22 protein-coding genes and 1 pseudogene are annotated in these 26,741 nt (G+C 64.0%); 13 read left to right on the top strand and 10 right to left on the bottom strand.

Annotated elements, in window-relative coordinates; genetic code table 11:
* Positions 1–28: 28 nt before the first annotated feature.
* Positions 29–1,393: an Nramp family divalent metal transporter gene (locus EN850_RS30825; protein ID WP_136092829.1), complete on the bottom strand. Its 1,365-nt coding sequence runs from the start codon at positions 1,391–1,393 to the stop codon at positions 29–31.
* 215 nt (positions 1,394–1,608) lie between these two features.
* On the opposite strand from EN850_RS30825, the gene mntR reads away from it, so the two are divergent.
* The 3 genes from mntR (at position 1,609) to EN850_RS30810 (ending at position 3,212) form a co-directional block, all read left to right on the top strand.
* Positions 1,609–2,058, top strand: coding sequence for a manganese-binding transcriptional regulator MntR (mntR, locus tag EN850_RS30820; RefSeq protein WP_127279594.1), 450 nt, complete (start codon positions 1,609–1,611; stop codon positions 2,056–2,058).
* 104 nt (positions 2,059–2,162) lie between these two features.
* Positions 2,163–2,351, top strand: a complete 189-nt coding sequence (locus EN850_RS30815) for a hypothetical protein (RefSeq protein ID WP_127870038.1) — start codon at positions 2,163–2,165, stop codon at positions 2,349–2,351.
* A 21-nt stretch (positions 2,352–2,372) separates the two neighbouring features.
* Positions 2,373–3,212, top strand: a complete 840-nt coding sequence (locus EN850_RS30810; protein ID WP_246689303.1) for an alpha/beta hydrolase — start codon at positions 2,373–2,375, stop codon at positions 3,210–3,212.
* Positions 3,213–3,253: 41 nt separating this feature from the next.
* Here EN850_RS30810 and EN850_RS30805 read toward each other — a convergent pair whose 3' ends face one another.
* Positions 3,254–4,144, bottom strand: coding sequence for a polysaccharide deacetylase family protein (locus EN850_RS30805; RefSeq protein WP_135930548.1), 891 nt, complete (start codon positions 4,142–4,144; stop codon positions 3,254–3,256).
* Positions 4,145–4,235: 91 nt separating this feature from the next.
* Complete coding sequence (locus tag EN850_RS30800; RefSeq protein ID WP_136092828.1) at positions 4,236–6,299, bottom strand: hypothetical protein; 2,064 nt, start codon at positions 6,297–6,299, stop codon at positions 4,236–4,238.
* Between the two features lie 188 nt (positions 6,300–6,487).
* On the opposite strand from EN850_RS30800, the gene EN850_RS30795 reads away from it, so the two are divergent.
* The 3 genes and pseudogenes from EN850_RS30795 to EN850_RS30785 all read left to right on the top strand — a co-directional run bounded on the left by EN850_RS30795 (position 6,488) and on the right by EN850_RS30785 (position 9,749).
* Complete coding sequence (locus EN850_RS30795; RefSeq protein WP_127280620.1) at positions 6,488–7,417, top strand: neutral zinc metallopeptidase; 930 nt, start codon at positions 6,488–6,490, stop codon at positions 7,415–7,417.
* Between the two features lie 154 nt (positions 7,418–7,571).
* Positions 7,572–8,837: a TCR/Tet family MFS transporter gene (locus EN850_RS30790; RefSeq protein WP_136092827.1), complete on the top strand. Its 1,266-nt coding sequence runs from the start codon at positions 7,572–7,574 to the stop codon at positions 8,835–8,837.
* Positions 8,834–9,749 (top strand): annotated as a pseudogene (locus EN850_RS30785) (aldo/keto reductase family oxidoreductase). Before EN850_RS30790 ends, EN850_RS30785 begins: the two are co-directional and overlap by 4 nt.
* 224 nt (positions 9,750–9,973) lie before the next feature.
* On the opposite strand, the gene carA reads toward EN850_RS30785, so the two are convergent.
* Positions 9,974–11,191, bottom strand: a complete 1,218-nt coding sequence (gene carA, locus EN850_RS30780) for a glutamine-hydrolyzing carbamoyl-phosphate synthase small subunit (RefSeq protein ID WP_127870044.1) — start codon at positions 11,189–11,191, stop codon at positions 9,974–9,976.
* Between the two features lie 275 nt (positions 11,192–11,466).
* Here carA and EN850_RS30775 point away from each other — a divergent pair, with 275 nt between their 5' ends.
* Entirely contained in the window at positions 11,467–11,916 is a 450-nt protein-coding gene (locus EN850_RS30775; protein WP_127279693.1) for a GatB/YqeY domain-containing protein, read from the top strand.
* Between the two features lie 61 nt (positions 11,917–11,977).
* On the opposite strand, the gene EN850_RS30770 is transcribed toward EN850_RS30775, so the two are convergent.
* Positions 11,978–12,904 carry a LysR family transcriptional regulator gene (locus tag EN850_RS30770; RefSeq protein WP_136092826.1) on the bottom strand — a complete coding sequence of 309 codons (927 nt, stop codon included), beginning with the start codon at positions 12,902–12,904 and terminating at the stop codon, positions 11,978–11,980.
* A gap of 100 nt (positions 12,905–13,004) precedes the next feature.
* Between EN850_RS30770 and EN850_RS30765 the strand changes: the two genes are divergently transcribed.
* A complete protein-coding gene (locus tag EN850_RS30765; protein ID WP_136092825.1) occupies positions 13,005–13,796 on the top strand; it encodes an alpha/beta fold hydrolase in 792 nt (263 codons plus the stop codon).
* A gap of 28 nt (positions 13,797–13,824) precedes the next feature.
* Here the strand turns inward: EN850_RS30765 and EN850_RS30760 are convergent, their stop codons facing one another.
* Complete coding sequence (locus tag EN850_RS30760; RefSeq protein WP_136092824.1) at positions 13,825–14,808, bottom strand: hypothetical protein; 984 nt, start codon at positions 14,806–14,808, stop codon at positions 13,825–13,827.
* 287 nt (positions 14,809–15,095) lie between these two features.
* On the opposite strand from EN850_RS30760, the gene EN850_RS30755 reads away from it, so the two are divergent.
* The gene (locus tag EN850_RS30755; RefSeq protein ID WP_136092823.1) at positions 15,096–15,653 is read left to right on the top strand and encodes a GNAT family N-acetyltransferase; all 558 of its coding nucleotides are present in this window, start codon (positions 15,096–15,098) and stop codon (positions 15,651–15,653) included.
* A 2-nt stretch (positions 15,654–15,655) separates the two neighbouring features.
* Here the strand turns inward: EN850_RS30755 and EN850_RS30750 are convergent, their stop codons facing one another.
* The 3 genes from EN850_RS30750 to EN850_RS30740 form a co-directional block, all read right to left on the bottom strand.
* A complete protein-coding gene (locus EN850_RS30750) occupies positions 15,656–16,693 on the bottom strand; it encodes a P1 family peptidase (RefSeq protein WP_136092822.1) in 1,038 nt (345 codons plus the stop codon).
* A 1-nt stretch (position 16,694) separates the two neighbouring features.
* The gene (locus tag EN850_RS30745; RefSeq protein ID WP_135920907.1) at positions 16,695–17,879 is read right to left on the bottom strand and encodes an MFS transporter; all 1,185 of its coding nucleotides are present in this window, start codon (positions 17,877–17,879) and stop codon (positions 16,695–16,697) included.
* Between the two features lie 148 nt (positions 17,880–18,027).
* Positions 18,028–19,692: a Na/Pi cotransporter family protein gene (locus EN850_RS30740; RefSeq protein WP_136092821.1), complete on the bottom strand. Its 1,665-nt coding sequence runs from the start codon at positions 19,690–19,692 to the stop codon at positions 18,028–18,030.
* 378 nt (positions 19,693–20,070) lie between these two features.
* Here EN850_RS30740 and EN850_RS30735 point away from each other — a divergent pair, with 378 nt between their 5' ends.
* From EN850_RS30735 to rpoD, 3 genes are all read left to right on the top strand, one after another.
* The gene (locus tag EN850_RS30735) at positions 20,071–20,451 is read left to right on the top strand and encodes an RcnB family protein (protein ID WP_136092820.1); all 381 of its coding nucleotides are present in this window, start codon (positions 20,071–20,073) and stop codon (positions 20,449–20,451) included.
* Positions 20,452–20,592: 141 nt separating this feature from the next.
* Entirely contained in the window at positions 20,593–22,533 is a 1,941-nt protein-coding gene (gene dnaG / locus EN850_RS30730; RefSeq protein ID WP_136092819.1) for a DNA primase, read from the top strand.
* A 427-nt stretch (positions 22,534–22,960) separates the two neighbouring features.
* Entirely contained in the window at positions 22,961–24,985 is a 2,025-nt protein-coding gene (rpoD, locus tag EN850_RS30725; protein ID WP_127278332.1) for an RNA polymerase sigma factor RpoD, read from the top strand.
* A 59-nt stretch (positions 24,986–25,044) separates the two neighbouring features.
* Here rpoD and EN850_RS30720 read toward each other — a convergent pair whose 3' ends face one another.
* Complete coding sequence (locus EN850_RS30720; protein ID WP_135931662.1) at positions 25,045–26,103, bottom strand: TauD/TfdA family dioxygenase; 1,059 nt, start codon at positions 26,101–26,103, stop codon at positions 25,045–25,047.
* Between the two features lie 282 nt (positions 26,104–26,385).
* Here EN850_RS30720 and EN850_RS30715 point away from each other — a divergent pair, with 282 nt between their 5' ends.
* Positions 26,386–26,679, top strand: a complete 294-nt coding sequence (locus tag EN850_RS30715) for a GYD domain-containing protein (RefSeq protein WP_127280454.1) — start codon at positions 26,386–26,388, stop codon at positions 26,677–26,679.
* Positions 26,680–26,741 lie beyond the last annotated feature (62 nt).

Here is a 26,741-nt window from a genome sequence, read left to right as displayed (position 1 = left end):
GGCGGTTTGTCCCGGATTAGACGGAGCTTCAACCAACCCCGGACATGGTGTCGTAGAGCAGCTTGAAATTGAGCACCAGGATGACGGCCGCGACAACCAAGGCCAACGCCGCCACGCCGCGCGGGATGGCAAGGTTGCCCATCTTCTTCTTGTCGGAGACGAACTGCACCAATGGGATGACCGCGAAGGGCAGTTGCATGGACAACACCACCTGGCTGAACACCAGCAGCTGGCTGGTGCCCTTCTCGCCATAGAGCGCGGTAACGGCCACCACCGGAATGATGGCGAGGCCGCGCGTCAGCAGCCGTCGTGCCCAGTTGGGAATACGCAGACGCAGAAAACCTTCCATGATGATCTGGCCGGCGAGCGTTGCCGTCACCGTCGAGTTGAGGCCCGAGGCGAGCAGTGCCACGGCAAACAGGATCGAGGCGATGCCCAGGCCAAGCAGTGGCGACAGAAGCTTGAAGGCCTGGTCGATCTCGGCGACATCCTGGTGGCCGGTGTCGTGGAAGGCGACCGCCGCGACGATCAGGATGGCGGCGTTGACGAACAGCGCCAACATCAAGGCGATGGTGGAGTCCGCCGTCGCCCATTTGATGGCATCGCGCTTGCCCGCGTCGGTGCGTTCATAGGCGCGGGTCTGCACGATCGAGGAGTGCAGATAGAGATTATGCGGCATTACCGTGGCGCCGATGATGCCGATGGCGATGTAGAGCATCGCCGGGTTGGTGACGATGTCGGAAGACGGCACGAACATCGAATGCAGGATCGTGCCGGCCGGCGGGGCGGCAACGAAGATCTGGATCGCAAAGCAGCTGAAAATGATGATCAGTAGCGCCACGACGAAGGCTTCGAGATAGCGGAACCCCTTGTTCATCAAAAGCAGCACGAGGAAAGCGTCGAGCGCGGTGAGTATGGCGCCTCCGATAAGCGGGATGCCGAACAAGAGTTGCAGCGCGATCGCGGTGCCGATCACCTCGGCGAGGTCACAGGCGATGATGGCGAGCTCGCAGGCGATCCACAGCACGAAGTTGACCGGGCGCGGGTAGTAAGCGCGGCAGGCCTGGGCGAGGTCGCGGCCGGTGGCGATGCCAAGCCGCGCCGCCAGCGCCTGCAGCAGGATCGCCATCAGGTTGGACAGCATGATGATGAACAGCAATGTGTAGCCGAACTGGGCGCCGCCGGCGAGGTCGGTCGCCCAGTTGCCCGGGTCCATATAGCCGACCGAGACCATGTAGCCGGGGCCCATGAAGGCGAACAGCCGGCGGAACCAGACGCCCGAACTCGGCACCGCGACGCTGGAATTGACCTCGCGCAGACTGGGCTGATCGTCCTCCTCCCGTTTGGCGAACCGCCATGCGGACCGGGGGGCTGTGACGTCTGCTTCTGACATGAAAAGGCTTTCCGCAGGTTCCGGAGAATGCCCATAAGCTATGCCATGGCTCAACATTATGCAATAGGCTATATTTCATTGTCGGTGCTTGTTGTGACGGGCGGGCAGCCGGAGACGCTGGTTGCACCTCTCGCGGAATGCAAATAAACGGCCTGAAGAATCAGAGCCTGTGCTATAAAAGCAGCGACGGCTAAACTTCCGAGGAGGAGCGCGCATTGGCGCTGAAGAACAGACCGGTCCCGCGTGAGCCGCTGCTCGATGCCGATGTCCATTCGGAAGGGTTCCGGCAGACGCGCGAAGCGCGCCGCAGCGCGCTGGTCGAAGATTATGTCGAGCTGATCGCCGACCTGATCGAGGATGGCAACGAGGCGCGTCAGGTCGACATCGCCGCGCGGCTCGGCGTCGCCCAGCCGACGGTGGCCAAGATGCTGACGCGGCTGTGCGCCGACGGGCTGGTGTCGCGAAAACCCTATCGCGGCGTGTTCCTCACCGAAGCCGGCCGCAAGGTCGCACAGGAAAGCCGCATCCGCCACCAGACGGTGGAAGCCTTCCTGCGCTCGCTCGGCGTCAGTGCCGAGACGGCGCGCATCGACGCCGAGGGCATCGAGCATCATGTCAGCGCCGAGACGCTGGACGCGTTCCGCAAGGCGATGACGGCGCGCTGAGGCGCGTCATTGCCGGGTTGCCCGACAGCGTTAGCCGCTGGAACCGCCGCCGCTTATGCGCGTTGCTTCTCATCGCGCGCTTGTTGCGCGCCAGGGAGGAAGCAATGGGCGTCGAGCAGGCACCGACCGCGAAAGGCAAGCAGGCAGCCACAGGACTGAAACAGGCGGCGGCCAGGGATGAGCGCAAGACCGAGGCCGAAATGGGCCATCCGCTGAAGAAAGGCGCCGATCGTTTCGAGGAACGCTCGAAAAGCTCGGACGGGAAGAGCGCCGGCGCCAAGCAGAAAGAGTAGGCCGGCAGCAATTCTGGATCGATGCTGATGACGATCGAGTGGCGCCCGCCCGAACGCTTTGTCTTTCAAGGACATTCAATTGCCTGGGGTGTGATGGGGGAAGGACCGCCCGCCGTCGTTCTTCACGGTACCCCATTCTCCTCGGTGGAGTGGCGCCGCATCGCGCCATGGCTCGCGAAGCAGCGGCGCGTCCACTATTTCGACATGCTTGGCTATGGCTGGTCGGACAAGCCTGACGGCGACGTGTTGCGCGGCATCCAGAACGAATTGTTCGCGGCGCTCTATGCCCACTGGAAGCTGGAACGGCCCGACGTGGTCGCGCATGATTTCGGCGGATCGACCGCTCTGCGCGGTCATCTGCTTAATGGGGTGGAGTTCCGCTCGCTGGTGTTGATCGATCCGGTGGCGATCAGCCCGCAAGGTTCGCCGCTGGTCCAGGCAGCCAAACAGAACGAGAAGGTTTTTGCCGAGCTGCCAGCGTATGTTCACGAAGCGATCCTGCGCGCCTACATCAACGGCGCGACGTATAATCCGTTACGCGAAGACGAGATGCAGGCCTATCTGCGCCCATGGCTTGGCGACGAAGGCCAGAAGGCATTCTGGAGGCAAGTCGCGCAGATGGATGACAAGTACAGCGAGGAGGTGGAGTGGCGATATGGCGAGGTTCGATGCCCGGTCACCATCCTCTGGGGCGACAATGACGATTGGATCCCGGCAAAGGACGGCCGGGAACTGGCGCGGCGCATTCCCGGCGCGACGTTTCAGACAGTCCCTGATGCGAAGCATCTCGTCCCGGAAGACGCGCCAGAAGCGATCGCCGCTACGGTCCTTCAGTTCTGGCGGAGCATGGAAGCCGGCTAGGGGACCGATCAACCCTTTGTTTTGGCGTAATTCCCGTGCTCCTATCGGGTCTCCGCGTAGGCCGTCTGCTGGACCGTCGTCACGGTGCCTGTCGTCAGCGATGATACCAGCGGTTCGCGGCCGCGGTGGCCGGGCACCAGCCGCACCACGTTGTAGCCCTTGGCTCTGAGGTCGGCCAGCAGGTGCGGCAGCATTTGCGCGGTGCGCGGATGGATGTCGTGCATCAGGATGATGCCGGAACCGCGCTGTTCGATACCCGCCATGGTGCGCTTGCGCAGCTGGTCCGGCGTCGACGGGAAATAATCCTTGGAATCGATATCGGCGTCGATGACGACGATGCCGCGCGCCGCGAGCTGGCGGCGCAACGTCGCCGTCGAGGCGAGATAGGGGAAGCGGAAGAAGGGCGCGACGCCGTGCAACGACGGCACCAGTGCGGCAGACACGCTCTTGATGCCGCCGTCGATCTCCGCTTGCGCCCCCGTGGCACTCATATGCGTCAGGTTGGCATGGTTCTGGGTGTGGGTGCCGATGGTGTGGCCGTGCGCGGCGACCTCGCGCACAAGGGCAGGGTAGGAGCGGGCCATCTGGCCGACCATCATGAAGGTCGCCTTGACGCCGGCATTGTCGAGCACTTTCAGGATGTTTTCGGTGCGGCCGGGCATCGGGCCGTCATCGAAGGTCAGCACCACCTCGTGGTTGCGCAGCCTGAGGTCGGCGATGCTGTTGACGGTGACGCTGCGGCCGGCAAGGCCGCTGAAGGAATGTGAGGAGAAGAAGCCGCCGGCGCCGGTCTCCTTCGGCTCTGTCGCATAGGCGAGCTTGCCATCCTTGGCGTCGGTCGCAGGTTTCGCCGTCGTGCAACCGGTGGCCAACGCGCCCAAGGCGACAATGCCAAACAGCTGCGCCAGACGGCGCCCGGACACGAAAGCCATGGCGGAAGGATCCCTTTGAATCGCTTACGCTTTTAGTCCTCTTATGGTTAATGAAGGTTTACTTCGGGCTGTCGTCCAATCAGCCGACGGCTCACTCGCTGACATCCTGCTTCCAGCTGCGCGGGTGGCCGTCGACGCGGAACTGGAAGATGAAATAGGGCGGGATGCAGGTGCCCTCGCCAGGCTTGGCCTCGGGCAGATCATCATATCCGGCGGTGCAGATATAGTCCTCGCGGCAGGGATGCGCCTTGTCGCAGGCGCGCAGGCCGGCGGTCTTGGTGAATTCCTTCGTGCAGAATTTATGGTCCTTGCCGGACGCGATGCAATCATTGAAGCCGGTCTTGGCGAGGCGACCGCAACTTGCCTCGTCGGGGAGCTTGTCGCAGCTCGCCTTGCGCAGCATGCCGCCGGGAAAGCCGCCGGTCTTCTGTTCGGGATTGTCGTAGCGCTGGCGCGCGGCGCCATAGCCGGCGAGCTTGACCGCCGGCTTCCTGTCGCGTGCCGGATCGATGGCGCAATCCTTGGCGGTTGCCGGCGACAGGCGGCAATACCGGTCGCTGCCCCAGGTCGACATCCTGATTTCGCCGAATTCCACGGGGTCGCCGACCGCGGTGCCTTTCTCGCTGACGCAGGTGCCGAAACCAGGATGGATGGCGCTTTCGTGGACCCCGGCGCAGCGCAGGCCGGTGCCGCAGGTCCAGTCCTTGAAGCTTTCATCCTCGCCGCGATAGCAGATCGAGCCCCAGCCATTGTAGAGATCGGTGCCTTTCAGCGCTTCGGCGTATTTCCGGTCCGGACGGGCGGCGAAACCCCTGGTGAAATCGGGATCGCCGCCGGCGGCGAATTCCTCGACGATGGCGCGGCGGCGCGGCAGGTCGGCGAAGAAGACGGCCGAGCCCGGCACGAAGACGGCATTGCGGCGCGGTTCGCCGGCCGGGTCAGCGCCGGTGTAGTGGAAGCCGGCAATGCCATGCGTCTGGTGGCAGCCGGTGCAGGACATCTCGTTGAGGCGCAGGTTGAAGCCGGGGACCGACTTGATGGTGGCGAGTGTGTTGCCGCTGGCGACATAGTCCTTCAACGCCTTGTCGATGTCGGCGTCGTCGACCAGCCCATACACGATGTTGTTCTGCGAGCGGCTCAACCCGCCGGGTGCCACCGAGACGGCGCTCTTGGCCAGGAATTTCTCGTCGACGATCAGCCGTCCGTGATCGAGATCGTAGATGTTGCGGTCAGTAAGCAGCCATTTGGCGAAGGCGGGCCTGTCAGCCAGCACCGTCGCCCGGTCGATCTCGTTTTCCATCCTGGCTTCATAGAAGCTCGAAATGGCCGGATCCCATTTGAAGATCTTCAACAGGTACTCGGCATGGCCGCCGAAATCGCGCCGCGTCGACGCCGACAGCCTGAGCACCTGCATGTTGAGTTCGAGCCGCATGATCTGCGAGGAATTCAGCATGGCGCCGGACAGCGGGCCTTCGTCGGAGCGCAGCCAGGCGGCCAATTGCTCGGGTGGCAAGTCCTTTCGACCGGCGGCCAGCCAGCGCCGGGCGACGTCCGCGCAGGACGCGTCGGTGGCGCTGGGAAGGTCCTTAGAAGCGCGGGCCTGCGCCTTCCCAGGCTTGGCGTTGAAGACCAGGCTCATGGTCAGCGGCAGGCGCGATGAAATGCGCTGGCCGGGCTTGCCGTTCGCCGGTTTTTCCTGGACCGAATAGTGGAAGCGGTAGATCAGCCGGATCTCGCCGCATTCGGTGTGGCCGAGATAGCCTCGGTCCATGCGGTTGACGACGCCGGTGAGGTCGAGCGTCGAGCCGTCGTCATCGATGTATCTGGGATTGAATTTCTGGCTGGTGTCGTTCGATTTCGCCATGGCCGCCACATAGGGGTCGGGGCTGGTCTTGGGCTCGTCTGATACCTCGCGCTTGACCGTGTCGCGCACCGTGGCCAGCGCCGGCACCGAAAACAGGCCGCGATTGTCGACGTCGCGGGTGAGGCCGAGGGCGGGGCCGAGCAGGCGGCTGATCGACAGGCCGCCGCGCTCCAGCGCTTGCAAGGTGGCGGGATCGGTGACCGCGACGCTGGAATCGAGCGTCACCGCGCCGGCATTTGCAAGCCCAAGGCACAGCACCAGCAGCGACAGGAAACCTGCGATCGTCCTCAAGCCTCGAACCCCTCCGATCCCGGCGATGCTACAGGCCTTGCGCGCTCCCGGCCAGTGCGGTGAAACGGCCACCCAGCGCCGCCGCCCTCACGAAAAATGCTGTGACTTGGCGCAACCATTACGATAATTGTTTGTTGGATTGAGCCGGCCTGCCGGAACAACGGGAAAGTTTGCAGCGAGGAGTTGCCATGCTCTGGAGAGGCCGTCGTCAGAGTGACAATATCGAGGACGACCGCAGCGACAGTGGCGGCGGCGGGATCGGTGGCGGCGGCGGTCAGTTCCAACTGCCCATCGGCGGCCGGACGGGTGGCGGCGGCAGCATCATCCTCGTCATCCTGGTGGTCATCGCCGGCTGGTATTTCGGCTTCGATCCCTCGGCGATCCTGGGCGGTGGCGACGGCGGCCTGCTGCCGGGCGGCGGTGGCCAGATCACGGACAACAGCGGCGGTGGTCAGGATAGCAGCGCGGGTAGCCCGGCCAATGACGAGATGAAGCAGTTCGTGGCGACCGTGCTCGCCGAGACCGAGGACACCTGGACGGGCATCTTCAAGTCGCAAGGCCTGACCTATGAGGACCCCAAGCTGGTGCTGTTTTCCGGCCAGGTCCGCTCCGCCTGCGGTTTTGCTTCCGCCGCGGCCGGACCGTTCTATTGTCCTGGAGATCACAAGGTCTATCTCGACATGACCTTCTTCCAGCAGCTCGACCAGCAGTTCGGCGCTTCCGGCGAGTTCGCCCGTGCTTACGTCATCGCGCATGAGGTCGGCCACCACGTACAGAACCTCACCGGCATCATGGGCAAGTTCGACCAGATGCGCCAAGGCATGAGCGAAGTCGATGCCAACCAGCTGTCGGTGCGCATCGAACTGCAGGCCGACTGCTTCGCCGGCGTGTGGGCGCACTACACCGGGCAGAAGGGCATATTGGAGCAGGGCGACTTTGAAAGCGCGCTGAACGCGGCCAAGCAGATCGGCGACGACACGCTGCAGAAGAAGATGCAGGGCTATGTCGTGCCGGAAAGCTTCAACCACGGCACCTCGCAGCAGCGGCAGACCTGGCTGACGCGCGGCTACAAGAGCGGCAAGCTGTCGGACTGCAACACCATGAGCGGGCCGCTCTAAGCAGTCGTTTTCGGAAAAAGACCTGACGGCGAGACGCCGTCAGGGAGTGTCAGGATCAAAGCTTCCTGCCTGTTCCCTCATTGTTCCTTTTTGCTTGCTCGCCTATAAGGTGCGTCCGCCCGCGCCCCAGGGCGGCCAGAGGAGCTTGACCATCATGATCGACCCCAAAACCGCCAGGCGGGGCCTCGCGCTCGTCTTCACGACGCTGCTGCTCGACATTGTCGGCTTCGGCATGATCATGCCTGTGCTGCCGGCCTTTCTCAGGGAGTTGACTGGCGTCGGCATCAGCGAAGCGGCGATCGAGGGCGGTTGGCTGTTCTTCGTCTATGCGGCCATGCAGTTCTTCTTCGCGCCCATCATGGGCGGCCTGAGCGACCGGTTCGGACGGCGGCCGATCCTGCTCGCCTCGGTGCTGACCTTCTCCATCGACAATCTGATCTGCGCCATCGCCTGGTCCTATCCGATGCTGTTCATCGGACGGATACTGGCCGGCATTTCGGGCGCCAGCTATTCGACGGCATCGGCCTTCATCGCCGACATTTCGAACGACGAGAACCGGGCGAAGAATTTCGGCCTGCTCGGCATTGCCTTCGGCGTCGGCTTCGTCATCGGGCCGGTGCTGGGCGGCCTGCTCGGCACGTTCGGCCCGCGCGTGCCGTTCTTTTTCGCCGCCGGGCTCGCCTTCGTGAACTTCCTGATCGCGATGTTCTTCCTGCCCGAGACGCTCGATGAAAAGCATCGCCGCCGCTTCGAGTGGAAACGCGCCAATCCGGTCGGCACGCTCCTGCAGATGCGCCAGTACCAAGGCATAGGCTGGATCGGGCTGGTCTTCTTCCTGATGACGCTCGGCCACATGATGTATCCGGCGGTGTGGTCGTTCGTCTCCAACTACCGCTATGGCTGGAGCGAGCAGCAGATCGGCTTCTCGCTCGGCGCCTTCGGCCTGTGCGGCGCGATCGTCATGGGCACGGTGCTGCCGCGTGTCATCCCCAGGCTCGGCGAGTGGAGAACGGCGGTCATCGGCCTGACCTTCACCGCGGCCAGCGCCTTCGGCTATGCCTTCGCCTCGCAAGGCTGGATGGTCTATGCGGTGATCGTCGTCGGTTGCCTGGAGGCGCTGGCCGATCCGCCGCTCAGAAGCCTCGCCGCCGCCAAGGTGCCGCCTTCGGCACAAGGCGAGCTGCAGGGCGCGATGACCTCGATCTTCTCGATCACCTCGATCATCACGCCGCTGCTCTATACCGCGATCTTTTCCTGGTTCACCGGACCCAGCGCGCCCGTCACCTTCGGCGGCGCGCCCTATCTGGTCGGCGCGTGCTTCCTGGTGCTGGCGGTCATCGTCTTCGTCACCAAGGTGACGAGACCGGCGACAATCGGAAACGCCGCCGCCGATGTGGCTGAAGACGGAGCACAGGCATGAGCCATGACGGCCGCATCGCGCTGACCAGTGACGGGCTGTCGCTGTCGCGCCTGGTCTTTGGCGCGTGGCGCCTGCTGGATGGTGGCGTGCGCCCGGACGCCGATCAGATTGCACGGCTGATCGGTACAGCCGTCGATCTCGGCCTGACCAGTTTCGACCATGCCGACATCTATGGGAATTACGAGGTGGAGGCGGTCTTCGGCGCCGGCTGGCGCACTGGACGGGAAAGCGTGACGAGATCGAGCTGATCTCGAAATGCGACATCATGCTGGCCTCGACCGGCCGCGAAACCGGCTGAAGCATTATGACACCAGTGCCGCTCACATAACCGCCTCGGTCGACCGTTCGCTCGCCAATCTGCGCACCGACTATCTCGACCTGTTGCTGCTGCATCGGCCCGACCCGCTGATGGATGCCGATGAGACAGCGGCGGCCCTTGCCGGCTTGGTCAGGGCCGGAAAGGTGAGGGCGGTCGGCGTTTCCAATTTCACCCCCTCGCAGTTCGATCTGCTGGCGTCGCGGCTGCCGTTCCCGTTGGCCACCAACCAGATCGAGATGTCGGTGCTCAGGACATCGGCGCTGACCGATGGCAGCCTCGACCATGCGCAGCGCCTGTCCTATGCGCCGATGATCTGGTCGCCGCTCGGCGGCGGTTCGCTGTTCACCGGCAAGGAGCAGCGCGAGGCGCGCGTGCGCGCGGCGCTGGCGACTGTCGCGGCCGAGACCGGCGCCGGCGATCTCTCCACGGTTGCCATTGCCTGGCTGCTGCGTCATCCGGCCCGGCTGGTGCCGGTGCTGGGGTCGATGAAGCCGGGAAGGCTGGCGGCCTTGGTCAAGGCGCTGGAGATCAGCCTCGACCGCCAGCAATGGTTCGCCATATTGGAGGCGAGCGAAGGCCGGCCGGTGGCGTGAGGTCAGGCACTTCCGGTACGAAGCTATGAGAGGCTTGCGCCGCCCCTCATTGCCCTGCCGGGCATATCTCCCCGTAAAGTGACGGGGAGAAAGACGCGGTCAGTGCCGCTTTCGCAAATCTTCGACGTTCGAAGAAGAGTGCCGGGATCGCCACAGCGTCCTTCTCCCCGTTCACGGGGAGAAGATGCCGGCAGGCAGATGAGGGGCAGCGCTGACGGATCGAGTCAGGCCCGCTCGGCCAGCAATTCCTCACCGCGCTTCTGGCGGATCAGGTTGACGAAGCGGCGGAACAGATAGTGCGAATCCTGCGGGCCGGGCGAAGCCTCGGGGTGGTGCTGGACGGAAAATACCGGACGGCCGGTGAGCGCGATGCCGCAATTCGAGCCGTCGAACAGCGAGACATGGGTTTCCTCGACACCCGCGGGCAGCGAGTCGGCATCGACGGCAAAGCCATGGTTCATCGAGACGATCTCGACCTTGCCGGTTGTGTGATCCTTGACCGGGTGGTTGGCGCCGTGATGGCCCTGATGCATCTTGGCGGTCTTACCGCCCAGCGCCAGCGCCAGCATCTGATGGCCGAGGCAGATGCCGAACACGGGGATGTCGGTCTTGAGCAGGTCCTGGATGACCGGCACGGCATAGTCGCCCGTGGCTTCCGGATCGCCGGGGCCATTGGAGAGGAAGATGCCGTCGGGCTGCATGGCGAGGATTTCCTCCGAACCGGTGCTGGCCGGAACCACCGTCACCTTGGCGCCGAGGCCGGCGAGCAGGCGCAATATGTTGCGCTTGACGCCGTAGTCGATGGCCACGACGTGCAACGAAGGCTCGTCCTGCTCGCCAAAGCCTTCGTTCCAGACCCAGGGCGTCTCGCGCCAGACCGAGGACTGGCCCGACGTGACCTCCTTGGCGAGATCGAGCCCGATCAGGCCCGACCATGCGGCGGCGCGCCGCTTCAGGTCGGCGAGGTCGAAGACGCCGTCGGGCGCGTGCGCGATGACGGCGTTGGGCATGCCTTTTTCGCGGATCAGCGCGGTGAGCGCGCGGGTGTCGATGCCCGAGAGCGCGACGATGCCGCGCTTCTTCAGCCATTGATCGAGATCGCCGGCGGCGCGGTAATTGGACGGGTTGGTGACATCGGCCTTGAACACGGCGCCGACGGCGCCGGCGCGGGCGGCCGGGTTGAGGTCTTCGATGTCCTCGCCATTGGTGCCGATGTTGCCGATATGCGGGAAGGTGAAGGTGACGATCTGGCCGGCATAGGAAGGGTCGGTGAGGATTTCCTGGTAGCCGGTGAGTGCCGTGTTGAAGCAGACTTCGGCCACCGCCGAGCCGGTGGCGCCGAGGCCGCGACCCTCGATGACGGTGCCGTCTGCCAGCACCAGAAGGGCGGTCGGCTTTTCAGTGGCCCAGGGTGGGGTCAGCGCGGGCGTCATCTCGGCCATGGCGGCACTCCTATCAGGCCGCGCTGCAACGAGCCCGGCGGGCCATCTGCGCGGCAAAGGGCGCGAAGCAGCGATTTCGCAGCCTCCACGCAGTCAAGCTTCAGTTCATGCAAGGCCCAGTACATAGGGGAAGGGGGCAGGGCGGTCAATGATCATGCGAGACGCCGCCGCGATTTATTTCATTGAGGAATATCATAGGCTTGCCCTGGCATATGAGGGTTTGCGTTGGCCTGTCCCCGGCGCTATTGTCCGCGCCGACCGAAGGAGAGAGATCAATGCGCGCGAAAATCGCCGAATCCCTGAAGACCGCGATGAAGGCGCAGGACAAGCACCGGCTGCCGACATTGCGGCTGATCCAGGCCGCCATCCACGATCGCGACATCGCCAATCGCGGTGCCGGCAAGGACCCTGCCAGCGACGAGGAAATCCTGCAGATCCTGGCCAAGATGGTGAAGCAGCGCGAGGAATCGGCCAAGGCCTTCGAGGACGGCAAGCGGCCGGAACTGGCGGCTCAGGAGCGCGGCGAGATGGAGATCATCCGCGGCTTCCTGCCGACGCAGCTTGACGATGCGGCGGTCACGGCGGCGGCGCGCGAGGCGATTGCCGCCACCGGTGCGGCCAGCCAGAAGGACATGGGCAAGGTGATCGCCGCGCTCAAGCAGAAATATGCCGGCCAGATGGATTTCGGCAAGGCAAGCGGCATCGTCAAGGGGCTGCTGCAGTAGGGCTTTTACCCGCGCGTCGGCAGGCGTCCAACACGGCCACTCACGGCAAAGCCGTAGCTTGCTATTGGGTTGATTTCCCAGGCTCCAACGCACGGCGCAAAGCCGGCGCTTCCTGCTGGATATGGTTCCACAGACGGTTGGCGACCGGCCCGTGCGGCCGGTCGCGGCGGCGCGCCACGACCAAGTCGTCGGTGCGGCCCGGGAGATGACTGCCGGTAATGGACAGGAGCTGCCCGTCGCGCAGCTCTTCCGCGATCAGGAAATGCGGCAGGTGGCCCCAGCCGAGGCCTTGGAGGATGATTTCCTTCTTCATGGCTTGATCGGGGACCAGACATTGCGGCGCGCCTTCGACCACGAAGTAGTCCTGTCGTGGTGAATGCAGGGCGGTGTCGCGCATCACGCATTGGGTGAATGCCTGCATCTTCTCCAGTGTGATCGGTCGTTCGATGCGCTCGGGCAGGAAGCCCGGCGCCACCACGGGAATGAAGGGCACCTTGCTGAGGTCGATCCATTCGATCCGTGCGTCGCCCTTGTCGATCCAGTGCAGGATCAGATCGGCTTTGTCGTCGAAAAGACGCTCCGACGGGCCGCCGACGGCTTCGAAATGGAGATGCAGCCGGGTGCCGGGGCATTGGGCGAAGAACCGTCCGAGCATGCCCAGCACCCGCGGGCGCGGGCAGAGGTCGCCGATCACGACATGGATTTCGCTTTCCTCGCCCATCGAAAGCTGGGCGGCATGGACGCGCAGGCCATCCAGTTCGCGCAGCAGCTGCTGCGCGCGCCGCTGGAACGACAGCCCCGCTTCCGTTGCACGAACGCGATAGCCGCTGCGATCCAAAAGGACGAGGCCGAGCTGCCGTTCGAGCCTGGCGACAGCTGCGAACACCGCCGGGTGCGAGCGGTGCAGCATGGCGGCGGCCGGCTGAAAGCCGCCGGTGCGGATCACGGCGTCGAAGCACTGAAGATCGTGCAAGGTGAATTCGGCCATGTCAGCTTTGATTACAGAGATTGTCGTATCTTTGTAATATCACCAAAATCCGGCCACAGCTACGCTTTGCCTCATTCACCGTTCCAAAAGGATTTTCATCATGAGTGAGCTGAATTTCGTGACTGTCGGCGACGGCACGCGCATCGCCTATCACTTCGACGGCGACGCCGGAAAGCCGGTGCTGGTGCTGTCCAACTCCATCGCCACCACGCTGCATATGTGGGATGGGCAGGTCGGCGAACTGTCCAGGCATTTCCGCGTTCTGCGCTACGACTTTCGTGGTCATGGCGGGTCGAGCGCGCCAGTCGGCGCCTATTCCCTCGACCGGCTTGGCCGCGACGTGATCGAACTCATCGATGCGCTCGGCCTCGGGCGCGTGCATTTTCTCGGCCTGTCGCTGGGCGGTTTCGTCGGGCAGTGGCTCGGCGTTCATGCGCCCGAGCGGATCGACCGGCTGATCCTGAGCAACACCTCGTCTCACCTTTCGCCAGCAAGTTATTTCGACGAGCGGATTGCCGTCGTGCGGCAGGCGCCGGACATGTCGGAAACGGCCGAAGTGTTCCTCAACAACTGGTTCCCGGCGGACATGGTGGCGGCCAACGAACCCGTCATCGAGGAATTCCGCGCTATGCTGCTTGCGATCGACCGGCAAGGCCTGGCCGGCCTGTTCGCGGCGGTTCGTGATGCCGATCTTCGCCGCACCATCGCGCTGATCTCCCGGCCGACGCTGGTGATCGCCGGCGAGCACGACACGGTGACGGCGGCGAGCCATAGCGAGCTGATCGCGGCCGCGGTGCCCGGCGCGAAGCTCGTCGTGCTGCCCGCGGTCCACTTGTCGAACGTGGAATATCCCGCTGAGTTCATGAAGGCCGTGCTCGATTTCCTGCACTAAGCCGGTGCAGGGCGCCGTGGGTACCGTCTCACGGCTCCTTGCAGATCGGCAGTGGCTGCGCAGCTGGTGCGGGATGATCCTGCTTATATTGGGCGATGACAGGCTCGAGGGTTTTTCGCGGCCAGAATTTCGGCGTACCGATCTCCTTCAGGCAGGATGCGTTCCAGTAGGTGCCTGAAGCGGAATGGCCGCTCGCAATTGCGGCGATGTCGCGCGATTCCGGGTAGATGTAGAGCGTCGTCGGATTGTCCTTCACCATCGAGATGAGTTGCCTGGCATCGGCCGGGGACCAACTGGTGCAGCCATTGCTGCGGCCGCCGGCATAGTCCACCAGCTTGCCGAACGGCACCATGCCGTCGTGGTCGGCATAGGCGCTGTTCGGGGTCTTGCGCATGCACATGGTGCGCAGCACCTGCGCCGCGTGGCCGCCGATCACGCGCTGCCTGGCGTTGGCGGCCTCGCCTTCGCCGTCGAACTGGATGAAAGTGCGCTGGAAAGCCACGTCCTGTTTCGCGCCGGTGCGATAAAAGCCCTTGAACGAGGTTTTCGCTTCGCGGGTCATGTAGGCGCCGCCGGCGGTCAGTTCCGAATCCATGGCGTTGCCGAAGTTCTTGGCGCAGCGCCTGCCGTTCGAAAAGTTCACGGTGCCTTTCAGGTTCCGGCCGCCGCCATGGCCCGCCGAAATCGCGCGAAACGACTGGCTGGCTTCGCACACGACATAGTAGCGGCGTCCCAGCACGCCATTGCCGAGATCGCCGGGACGGGTGGCGTCCATGGCGAAATAGCAGGGGTTCCGGACGGCGCCCTGCGCCACTTTCTGCAGGTAAAGCGAGCGCGCCCGCTCCAGCACCACTTGTGAAATCTGGCCGTCGGCGTTGCCGACGTGGGCCTGCAGCCAGGCGGGAACGGCCGATGGCGCGGCAAAGGATCGGGCCGATGCCGTCAGGGCAATGACGACGACGAGGAGGCCGAGGAGCGTAACGACACCCAACGGGACAGATCTCAACCGCACCGGACCCATTCTCCTGTCGAAGCCGTTCGTGATTCCCCACGATGAATCACCCAAGCACAATCATAAAACGCCGCGCGCCATCAGGCGAAACACATCTTGTTTAGCGCGCCGGCAAGTATGCGCGAAAAGCCGAGGGAGACGCGCAACCAGCCATGCCGGCCCAAGGCGGCTGTGGAAGCCTGAAAAACGTCCCCCCGATTTTCGATCCGCCGAGATCCGCTTTCAGGCGGCTTGAGCGCTCTGCTGTCCAAGGGTATGCCTGCTTCGTTTTTCAGGAAGCATCGACCATGATCGAGATCGTCAAACCCGCGCTCGAACATCTGCCGTCCTACAAGGCGGCGCTCGAATGCGGCTGGTCGCCGGACAATGTGCGGCTCATGGAGGCAACACGCGCGGAGCTTGCGGCGATCGACGAGGACCCCATGGCATTCCTCGCCAGCCTCGACGATCCCGAGGCCAAGGGGCCGCCCATCGCCTTGCCAGACGGCACACAAGTGCCACGCCTGCCGGGTTTCCGCCGCTGGATCTGGGACGGCGAGGCGTCGGGCTCGATCGGCTTTCGCTGGCAGAAGGGCACGGCGGAACTGCCGCCGCACGTGCTTGGCCATATCGGTTATGCCGTGGTGCCGTGGAAGCGAAAGCGCGGCTACGCCACCGAGGCGGTGAGGCTGATGCTGGACGAGGCGAGGGCGGTCCGCCTGCCCTATGTCGAGCTCACTGCCAAGCCGGGCAATCCGGCCTCGCACAAGGTGATCTTGGCCAATGGCGGCAGACTCGTCGAGCGCTTCTTCGAGGACGCCGCCTATGGCGGGGTAGAGAGCCTGCGGTTCCGGATCGATTTGTAAGCCTATCGCCTTTCAACCTGATCGCCGAACCAGTCGGCGAGCGATGCGCGGTGCGTGCCGGCCCGGCCGGTGAAAGCGTCGGCGGAAAGCATGGAGTTCAGCACCGCCTCCTGCGTCGCTTCCGCCGCCGCCCTGAAAAGAATGTCGATGCGCGCTTCGTTGAGCGCGAGCAGCGGCACCAGATCGCGGTTTTCATCGTGGTCGATCAGGTTGCCGGTGCTGAAGGCGATGGCGATGTCCCCGCTGCCATTGCCCCAGAAGGCGCCAAGCCTGGCGATGCCGGCCCCGGTGCGGCGCGCCACGCGCTCGAGCTGGCGGTGTTCGAGCGGCACATCCGTCGCCAGAACGACCATGATCGAGCCGCGTTCGGGCTCGGCGTGCCGCCTGGGATCGGGCCGGCGCCCGTCGGGCAAGACGAGGTCGCCGGGCCTGCCGAAATTCGACAGGACCAGAACGCCAAGATGATGTCCGCCGCCGAGCGCGATCTTCCTGGAGGCCGAGCCGATGCCGCCCTTGAAGCCGAAGCAGCTCATTCCCGTTCCGGCGCCGACATTGCCCTGTTCGACGGCGCCCTCACGCGCATCGGCGAGCGCGGCAAGGGCATGCTCCTCCGATATCGCCAGGGCCTGGATGTCGTTCAGCGGGCCGTCATTGCACTCACCGACCACCGGATTGACGGTTCCGGTGGTGCGGCCGATATCGGGGTTCTGGCGGATGGCGTCACGGATCAGCGCCGTGGCGCAGATGCCGACCGAGAGCGTGTTGGTCAGGAGAACAGGCGTCTCGATGGTGCCGAGTTCCTGCACCTGCATCAGCCCGATGGTCTTGCCGAAGCCGTTGATGACAAGGCTTGCCGCCGTCACCTTTTTGCGGAACAGATTTCCGCCATGCGGCAGGACCGCGGTCACGCCGGTGTTGATGTCGCCGTCGCGCAGCGTGCAGTGACCGACGCGCACGCCAGGCACATCGGTGATCGCATTGTGCGTGCCCGTCGGCAAGGTGCCGCGGGTCAGGCCGAAATCAGCGACAGTCCTTGCCATGTTATTCGGCGGCCACCGGTACCGGCGGGCTGATGTCGCTGCGCCGTTCCCAGAGATGGGAAATGACAGCCACGATGACGGCAACCGCCATCGCGAAGGCGCCAACAACCGGTAGGCTGCGATAGCCGTAGCCGGCATTGAGCATGGCTGCTCCGAGCGACGCGGCCAAAGCGATGCCGATATTGAAGCCGGACGGGATGAGCGAAGCGGCGAGACCGGAGGCATCCGCCGTCCAGGCCAGGATGCGGGTCTGGATGGGGGTGCCGATGGCGAAGTTGAGACCGCCCCAGACGATGATCGCGACAACCATCGGCAGGGGGTAGGGGCTGACGAGATAGATGATGGCCAGCGTCACCGCCTGCAGGGCGAGCATGGAGATCAGCGACGGCATCAGTTTCCAGTCGGACAGTTTGCCGCCGAGGAAGACGCCAAGCGTGGCGCCGACGCCGTTGAGCAGCAGCACCCAGGGCACCAGGTTTTCGTCGAGCCCTGTGACCTCCAGCAGCGTTGGGGTGATGTAGGTGAACAGGCAGAACTGGCCGAGCATCAGCATCAGCATCAGGATCAGCGAGGTCCAGACCTGCTGGCGCGCCAGCACGCGGACCTCGCTGGCAAGGCTCGCCGACTTGGCCTGATATCCGGTAGCGCGCGGCAACAAAGCCGCCATGGCAAGAGTTGCCGCCACGCCCAGTGCGCCCATCACCCAGAATGTCGCGCGCCAGCCCCAGATGTTGCCGATGGCGGTGCCCGCCGGCACACCGATGACGTTGGAGACGGTGAGGCCCGACAGGATGACGGCCACCGCCATGCCGCGCTGATCCTCGCGCACCAGGCCGACGGCAACCACCATGGCAACGCCGAAATAGGCGCCATGCGCGACGGCCACGGCAATGCGCAGCAACAGCATGGAGGTGAAGTCGGGCGCCAGCGCACAGGCGACCTGGCCGAGCGTGAAGGCGACAGCGAGGCCGAGCAGCAAGGCCTTGCGCGACAGGCTCTTGGTGGCGAGCGCCAGCAGCGGACCGCCGATGGCGATGCCGCAGGCATAGCCGGAGACGAGGTAGCCGGCGGAAGGAACCGAAACGCCAAGCCCTTGCGCCACCTGCGGCAGCACGCCGGCGATGACGAATTCGGTGGTGCCGAAAGCGAAAGCGGCGATGAACAGGGCGATGAGCGGCAGCGACATGAGAAACAAACCCTCGAAATGGAAGGCTCAAACCATGGATGGCCGTGGCGGGCAATCCAGAAATTTTTGTCGCCGGTTTAGGTTTTCTTGAGCGGGGTGCGGCGATGAAGCGCCAAACTCCCCCACGAGGGGGAGATTGGCAACTTTGTCAGCTCGCCTTCAGTCTGGATCCAAAAAGCAGGCCGCGCTCTTCCAGTACGGGATAGGCCATCGACGCCAGCAGCGAGTTGATCTGCTTCAGGTCGCGGATGGTATCGAGGTGGATCGAGCTGGTTTCGACGCTTCTGGCGGTGCCTTCGCGCAGGCGCAGGAAATGGCTGGCGCTGGTTTCCTTCTCGCGGTCACGCAGCCGGTCCTTCTCCAGCACAAGCTGGCGAGCGGTCTCGGGGTCTCGCGACACCAGCACGTTGAAGGCAAGACGGGCATTGGCCAGCACCGAGCCATGGAAGGCGCACAACTCGCTCCAGCCTTCGTCGGTGAATTCCAGGCCGCGCTCGAATTTCTTCTTCACATGCACAAGCATGTTACGCACGATGATGTCGCCGACCTGCTCGAGCTTGACACAGGCGCCGATCAGCTCCTGGCAGCGCAGCGCCTCGTCTTCGGTCATCGGGTTCCTGGTCACCTTTGCGAGGTAGAGCTTTATGGCCGCGTGCCTGCGGTCGACACGGTCGTCGAGGGCCGCCAGCGCCTTGATCTTGTCCGAGTCGGCGTCCTCATAGAGTTCGATGATGCGCTTGAGCATGATCTCGACCGTCTCGCAGACCCGCACCACCTCGCGTGTGGCGTTGGCCAGAGCCTGGCTCGGCATATCGAGCGCGCTTTCGTTGAGCGCCGACAGTTCGACAACGTCGAGCGTGGCGGCCGGCGCCGGCTTGGCGCCGAGGGCCACGATCCTCTCGGAGGCTCGGTAGACCAAACCGGCCAGCGGCAGGCCGGCGAGCAGGATGATCACATTGAACAGGATATGGGCGTTGACGATCTGATCGGCCGCCGTCGAGCCGAGGAAGGCGACATGCGGCCGGAAGATCATGAACAGGATCAGCATGACCAGCGAGCCAAGCCCGCGCATCAGGAGGTTGCCGACCGGCACGACACGGACTTCGGGGCTGGCCGAGCGTGTCAGCATCGGCGCGATCAGCGACGAACCGAGATTGACCCCGAGGATAAGGACGAGGCCGAGTTCAGGGCTGATCAGGCCGCGGCCGGCCAGCGTCGCCATCAACAGCACCGCCGCGATGCTCGACTGGAACAGCCAGGTGATCATTGCCGCCAACAGGTAGGCGGTGATGGAATCGCTGGAGAAATAATTGAGGATGACCGGCAGCAGCTGGCTGTTGCGCAGCGGCTCGGACGCCTGGCCGATCATTTCCAGGGACAGGATCAAGAGGCCGATGCCGACCAGGATGCGGCCGGTCTGTCGCCAGTCGCGCCGCTCGGTGGCCATGAACATCACCGTGCCCGATATCAGGCAGAGTGGCACCAACAGCGTGAGATCGAAGGTCAGCAGCTTGACCACCAGAGCAGAGCCGATCTCGGCGCCACGCACGGCCAACTGGCCGGCGGCGCCCGAGACGATGCCGGAACCGGCGAAAGAGCCGACTAGCAGCGTGACCGCGGTCGAGCTTTGCAGCGCGATCGCGAGGCCGGTGCCGGCCAGCACCGCCATGATCGGGTTGCGCATGGTGGCGCGCAGGCGATGACGCAGCACGTCGCCATAGGCGCGCTCGACGCCGGTCTTGACCATGCGGGTGGCAAACAGCATCAGCGCGACGGCGCCGGCCAGATGCAGGAGGACGACGGAACCGCTCATCGCGGCGCCTGCATGCGTGCATGGCGCTCGCCGCGGCCGGCATGGCGACGGGGGGAGAAGGCGAGGGTACGAATCATGGTCATGACAGCCTTGGAATATAGCCGGAATATTTTAGCCGAATAATAAAAATTTGTCGATTTCAAGGGGCCGCCGCGAGGCGACAGCCGGTGTCGGAAAATGGACGGGTCAGCAAACGGTTGCACCGGCTTGAGCGGCGATCGGCCGGATCTGCGATGTTTTGGCGCCGGTCTTTGTGGCAATGTTCAAATCTTTTGGATAAGCACAGGAATTCATTACACAATTGTAATGCTGGCGTTCAGTTTCGGTTCATCCCCTGGCCGTTATCCCTCCTGGCATCGACAACCAAGGAGACTTCTGATGAAACGCATTGTTCTTTCCGCCCTCGCTTTCTCGATGCTGGCCGCCACCTCGCTTGCCGGCCAGGCAGCGCCGATGAACGCGCCAGTGGCGCCGCGGTCGAACTACACCAAAGTCGACTGGCAGAAGCCTACCCACCGGGACGCCAAGAAGCGCGTCATCCAGAAGCGGTTCGTCCAGAAGAAGGTCGTCGTGAAGCGGAACAACTGGCGCAATGGCCAGAAATATTCCGGCTGGAGGCGGCACCAGCCGATCCGCGACTATGGCCGCTATGGCCTGCATCGTCCCGGCCGCGGCCAGGAATGGATCCGCGTCGGCAATGACTATGTGCTGGTCGGCATCCTCTCCGGCGTCATCTTCGGCGCGCTCGCCGCGCAGTAAGTCAGCGCAAACCTGACTGACAGGGAAGGGCGGCCTGCGATGGCCGCCCTTCTTTTTGCCCTGTGGAAACCGGGTATGGCCTCTATTGGGGGTCGTCTGAAATCGCGGGCATGATTATATGGTGGCGAAACGAGTTCCCCGATGCGATTTCCGCCTGCCTTCCTCGACGAGATACGCGACCGCGTGCCGATTTCACAGCTTATCGGCCAGCGCGTGGCGTGGGATCGCAAGAAGACCAACGCATCGCGCGGCGACTATTGGGCGTGCTGTCCATTCCATGGCGAGAAGAGCCCGTCCTTCCACTGCGAGGACAAGAAGGGGCGCTATCACTGTTTCGGCTGCTCGGTCTCGGGTGACCATTTCAAGTTTCTCACCGAACTCGAAGGACTGAGTTTTCCCGAGGCGGTCGAGAAGATCGCCGACATGGCCGGCGTGCCGATGCCGGTCCGCGACGAACGGGAGGAACAACGCGAGAAGGAACGCGCCAGCCTGACCGATGTCATGGAGATGGCGACCGCCTTCTTCCAGGAGCGCCTGCAAGGGCCGGAGGGCGCCAAGGCCCGCGCCTATCTCAGGGATCGTGGGCTGACGCCGGCGACACAGCAGTCGTTCCGGCTCGGCTTCGCGCCCGACAGCCGCAATGCGCTGAAGGAGCATCTGGCGGCCAAGGGTGTGCCGAAAGCCGATATCGAGGCCTGCGGGCTGGTGCGCCATGGCGACGACATTCCGGTCTCCTATGACTGGTTCCGCGACCGCATCATGTTCCCGATCCCGGATTCGCGCGGCAAGATCATCGCCTTCGGCGGCCGCGCCCTGGCCCCCGATGCGCTCGCCAAATACATGAACTCGCCCGACACCGAGCTCTTCCACAAGGGCAATGTGCTCTACAATTTCGCCCGCGCCCGCAAGGCCTTGGCGAAAGGCGGCACGGTCATCGCCGTCGAAGGCTATATGGACGTGATCGCGCTGGCGCAGGCCGGGTTCGAGAATGTCGTGGCGCCGCTCGGCACCGCGCTCACGGAAAACCAGCTCGAATTGTTGTGGCGCATGGCGCCGGAGCCGATGCTGTGCTTCGACGGCGACAAGGCCGGGCTGAAGGCGGCATGGCGGGCAGCCGACATGGCGCTGCCGTCAGTGCAGGCCGGACGCTCGGCGCGCTTCGCGCTGCTGCCGGAAGGCAAGGATCCCGACGATCTGGTCAAGGCCGAGGGGCCTGACGCCTTCCGCGCCGTGCTGGCCGATGCGCGGCCGCTGGTCGACCTGTTGTGGATGCGCGAAACGGCCGGCGGCGTCTTCGACACGCCGGAGCGGCGGGCCGAACTCGAGAAGACGCTGCGCGAACTGACCAGCCGCATCCGCGACGAAAGCCTGCGCTACCACTACCAGCAGGAGATGCGCGAGCGGGTGCTGAGCTTCTTCGGCTCCCAGCGCAATGCGCGGCAAGGTCGTCAGGAAGGCGGCCGGCCCGGTCAACGCGGCCAGGGCAAGCCCGCGCCCGGCGGCCAATTCGCCAAGTCCGGTGGCGGCCGCATGCCGATCACCGAAAGCCTCGGCCAGTCGGCGCTGGTCAGGCGCGGCGAGGGGATGTCGGTGCGCGAGGCGACGATCATCGTGGCACTGGTCAACCACCCGGCACTGATCGACGAGAATTTCGCCCATGTCGAGTTCCTCGACCTCGCCAATTCCGACCTGACGCGGCTGCACGCCGCCATTCTCGACGCGATGGCGCATGACATGGCCAATGACCGCCACGCCGTGGTGGCGACGATCGAACGCGCCGGCTGCGCCGAGATCTGGGAGCGCGCCGTCGGCCTGATCAAGCGGGCGCGGCAATGGCCGGCGCTGGAGACGGCGGCCCTCGAGGATGCCCGCGACGCTCTGAACCAGGCGTTGCACTTGCAGCGCAGCGCGCGCACCTTACATAAGGAGCTGAAACAGGCGGAAGCGGCCCTCGAAGCGGATCCTTCGGACGAAAACTTCCGCCATCTGATCGAAATTCAGGCGCAATTTCAGGATGTACAAGCGACGGAAGCGCTGATCGAAGGATTCGGCGTTTCGTCGGGCAGGGCTGGGCGAGCCTAAGTGCAGCTGAGTGCGGGAATGAAGGCGCGGCCACGCTTCCCTTGGGGGCGAGGCGCGCTAAGTCGGGTAATTGATTCGCTTTTTTCATGCGAATCATGCCAGAGGCGCTTGACCTTCGGACAGAATGGCGGAATCAGGACGATTCGAAACGTTAACCCGCACCCGCATCGACGGGAAACAAGCGATGCAAGGTACTTGATCACTGGACAGGCGGCCGGCCTGCCACAGATATCAGGGTTAATCTGGACTTAATGTATGCCGCCCAAGAGTGGAACCCGGTTTTGGGGCAACGGCATGCACCAAACAAAAGAGTGGATGCAGTTCATGGGCCGGGTAAAGCGCGTTTAGAAAAACGGGCGTATCCGATTTGACTGGTCCGACAGCTTACGCGGCCCCGATGGCCGGCCGCTAGGAGAAGATAAAGACTATGGCGACAAAGGAAAAGGAAGAGGTCGAGACCGAACGCGAAGGCGCCACCGATGGGCCCTTGCTCGACCTTTCCGATGATGCTGTCAAGAAGATGATCAAGGCCGCCAAGAAGCGCGGCTATGTCACCATGGACGAGCTGAATTCGGTGCTGCCTTCCGAGGAAGTGACCTCCGAGCAAATCGAGGACACGATGGCGATGCTGTCCGACATGGGCATCAACGTCGTCGAGGATGACGAGCAGGGCGAAGAGGCCGAGGCGGGCGACACGGCCGCCGATGCCGAGGAAGACGCCAACGAGCTGGCCGAGCAGACTGGCACCGCCGTCGCCGCCACCACGACCAAGAAAGAGCCGACCGACCGCACCGACGATCCGGTGCGCATGTATCTGCGCGAAATGGGTTCGGTCGAGCTCCTGTCGCGCGAAGGCGAAATCGCCATCGCCAAGCGCATCGAGGCCGGCCGCGAGACGATGATCGCGGGGTTGTGCGAAAGCCCGCTGACCTTCCAGGCCATCATCATCTGGCGCGACGAGCTCAACGAATCCAAGATCCTGCTGCGCGAGATCATCGATCTCGAAGCCACCTATGCCGGCCCCGAAGCCAAGCAGGCCCCCGTTGTCGAACGCATCGAGGAAGCGCCCAAGGCCGAGGAAAAGCCGCGCCGCGGACGCGACGATGAAGACGACGTCACCAATGTCGGCGCCGACACGCGCGGCATTGGCGACGACGACGAGGAAGACGAGGACGAGGCGAGCCTGTCGCTGGCGGCGATGGAAGCGGAACTGCGCCCGCAGGTGATGGAGACGCTCGACGTCATCGCCGACACCTATAAGAAGCTGCGCAAGCTGCAGGACCAGCAGGTCGAGAACCGTCTGGCCGCCGCCGGTACGCTGTCGCCCAGCCAGGACCGCCGGCTGAAGGAACTGAAGGACCAGCTGATCAAGGCGGTGAAGTCGCTGTCGCTCAACACCGCGCGCATCGAGGCGCTGGTCGAGCAGCTCTACGACATCAACAAGCGCCTGGTGCAGAACGAGGGCAAGCTTTTGCGCCTCGCCGAAAGCTATGGCGTGCGCCGCGAGGAGTTCCTGAAGGAATATCAGGGCTCCGAGCTCGACCCGAACTGGACGCGTTCGATCGCCAATCTGACCTCGCGCGGCTGGAAGGAATTCACCAAGAACGAGAAGGATGCGATCAAGGACCTGCGTGCCGAGATCCAGCACCTGGCCACCGAAACGGCGATCTCGATCCTGGAATTCCGCAAGATCGTCAACCAGGTGCAGAAGGGCGAGCGCGAAGCCGCGATCGCCAAGAAGGAAATGGTCGAGGCCAATCTGCGCCTCGTCATCTCCATCGCCAAGAAATACACCAATCGCGGCCTGCAGTTCCTCGACCTGATCCAGGAAGGCAATATCGGCCTGATGAAGGCGGTCGATAAGTTCGAATACCGCCGCGGCTACAAGTTCTCGACCTACGCGACATGGTGGATCCGGCAGGCGATCACGCGTTCGATCGCCGACCAGGCCCGCACCATCCGCATTCCGGTGCACATGATCGAGACGATCAACAAGATCGTGCGCACCTCGCGCCAGATGCTGCACGAGATCGGCCGCGAGCCGACGCCAGAGGAACTGGCCGAAAAGCTCGCCATGCCGCTCGAAAAAGTGCGCAAGGTCTTGAAGATCGCCAAGGAGCCGATCTCGCTCGAAACGCCTGTCGGCGACGAGGAGGATTCGCATCTGGGCGACTTCATCGAGGACAAGATGGCGATCCTGCCGATCGACGCGGCGATCCAGGCTAATCTGCGCGAAACCACCACGCGCGTTCTGGCCTCGCTGACGCCGCGCGAGGAGCGCGTGCTCAGAATGCGCTTCGGCATCGGCATGAACACAGACCACACGCTGGAAGAAGTCGGCCAGCAGTTCTCGGTCACCCGCGAGCGTATCCGCCAGATCGAAGCCAAGGCGCTACGCAAACTCAAGCACCCGAGCCGGAGCCGCAAGCTGCGCAGCTTCCTGGACAGCTGAGTTCATTTTTGTCGCGAAGAGTTAAGGGCGCCGGTTGGCGCCCTTTTTCGTTTCAGGTGTCAAAGCAGCGGCACGTTCAGCCGCGCGCCCTTGATGATGATGCCGCCCCGGTCGCCGATCTCTATCGAGCCATAACGCTGCCGGAAGCAGTCCGGCAGCGGCCGGTCGCCGGGGATAGACAGCCACAGGCGCAGCATATGACGCCGCTTGGCCGGATCCGGCCAATCGCGAAAGCCCGTGCGGTCGTGAAGCAGCGAATGATTGTAGACGAACTGCATGTCGCCGGGCCGAAGCCGCATCGACAGGTTTAGCAGGGGATCATTGGCGAGGCTGTCGAAGAGATCCAGCGCTTCGACGTGGGCGGCGGTGAGTCGCATGGCATCGGGGAAGCGTTGCGCGCTGTCGATGTACTGGCGCTGATAGATGCCGGTCAGCAGTCCGGCATGCCAGTTGAGCACCGGGATTTCGAAATAGGGCTTTTGCCCTTCCGGTATTTCGCCGCGCCGGTCGGTGGCGATCGGATCAAACAGCATGCGGACGAGATCAGGCCGTCTTTTTCGCATCTCGTTGTAGATCGTCACCGTGCTGACCAGCAGGGACTCGCCGCCTTGCATGGCGTCTTGCAGGCAGAGCAGGCCGACGACATCGGCGGAATCGGTGTGAAATGTCTGGCGCTCCGCCGTCTGGTAAATCCGCGTCCTGGTGTCCCTGGCGTCGGCGCCGATGTCGCGGACATGGCCGAGGATGTGGCCCTGGGCATTCTGGGACCGCGCGCTACCCAGATGGGCGCCAACCCCGCAGAAGATCGTTGCCGCCATCTCGGCGGAATATCTTTCGACCGGGAGACCGCGCAGCACCTCGAAGCCGATGCCTGCGATCAGTTTTTCCCGAAGCGCGGCAAGATGGCCGCCCAGACGAGGCAAAGGGAAATCAGCCTGGGTCAGACCGCCGATATCGTGTGAGCGAGCGAGAAAGCGGGTCGCCGCCAATTCCAGCTCGGCGACGTCCGAAGGCTCCAGTTCGAGCAGCCACCTCTCGGGATGCTTCGCCATGTCCTCACCAGTCCATGCGGCGGGAATGTCGATCTGTACCGGTGGCAGGTCTGTTGTCTCGCGCATGAAGCTCTCCGGCGGCTGGACGGGCCTCGGACGTTTTGCCGGGCTGACGCCACGACGGAGATTGCCGCAATCAAGCGGGTTTTCAAACAGGGCTTCAACTGGCCACGCTCACTGCAATGGGTGCCGGCGCGGTAGCGCTTGCGGGACGTCGGCAGCGGGAGGATAATCCGACGTCGGATGCATTTTTCGGGCGACAACCCCGGAAGCCCGCCCCGGTCGAGGCCGTGTCGACAGACCAACGGCCTCGTTGCCGTGCTCCGTGGCCCCGGAGGGAGGTGTGCCATGACAAGCTACATCGTGCTGATGAACTGGACCGAGCAGGGCGCCAAAAATTTGCGCGAGTCACCGAAGCGGCTCGACGCCGCCAGGAAACAATTGGGTGAGATGGGTGGATCGTTCAAGGCGTTCTACCTGACCATGGGCGAGTACGACATGGTGGCGGTGGTCGAGGCGCCCGACGACGCGATCCTGGCGCGTTTCTCGCTGATGCTGGCGGCAGCCGGCAACATCAGGACGCGGACGATGAAGGCCTTCCCCGAATTCGCCTATCGCGAGATCATCACCTCACTTGGATAATGAGGTTTTCCGACGGCCGGATCAGGTGCCGCCTCAACGGCACCTGATCCGGCGTTCCGACA

The organism is Mesorhizobium sp. M8A.F.Ca.ET.207.01.1.1 (assembly GCF_004794715.1).
Lineage (GTDB): Bacteria > Pseudomonadota > Alphaproteobacteria > Rhizobiales > Rhizobiaceae > Mesorhizobium.
This window is presented reverse-complemented; position numbering and strand designations above follow the sequence as displayed.